This window comes from Streptomyces doebereineriae, assembly GCF_031845645.1.
Classification (GTDB): Bacteria; Actinomycetota; Actinomycetes; order Streptomycetales; family Streptomycetaceae; genus Streptomyces; species Streptomyces canus.
Window position 1 is genome coordinate 1 of sequence record NZ_JAVREZ010000484.1, and the last position, 412, is coordinate 412.

Sequence of the window (412 nt, forward strand, 5' to 3'; positions counted from 1 at the left end):
GTGTGTGTCTGTTCCATCGCCCCGCCCCTGCCCGTTCTCGCGGGGGGCGAACCCCCGCAAGGCACGGTCTTCGCTCGTGGATTTCGTGGGTGATCCCTTGTACCGGTCAGCAGCGTAAAGGCAGCGGAGGGCTCCCGGCTACGCAGGGTGTTCCCCGGGCGGTCCGCTCCCGGGCCCCTCACGGCGCCGGACCGCCGCTCCCGGACGGGGTGAACCGTGCCACCACAGGGCCCCGCATACCGGGAGGGGGTTCGGAACCCCTCGCCGGTCCTAGGCTCAGCGAGCCTTCGATGCGAGATGGACCACGTCCGGAACACCTCGGGCAACGGCCACTTCTTCCGTCCCAACCCTGCTGAACCCGGCATTCCGCAACGCCTGTTCGAAGGCCGGTGACGGCTGCGCGGACCAGACG

General features: G+C 69.9%; 1 pseudogene. It reads right to left on the reverse strand.

Going from position 1 to position 412, the window contains the following annotated elements:
- Positions 1-276: 276 nt before the first annotated feature.
- Positions 277-412, reverse strand: a pseudogene (locus RNB18_RS52880) (spermidine synthase); the annotation flags it as partial.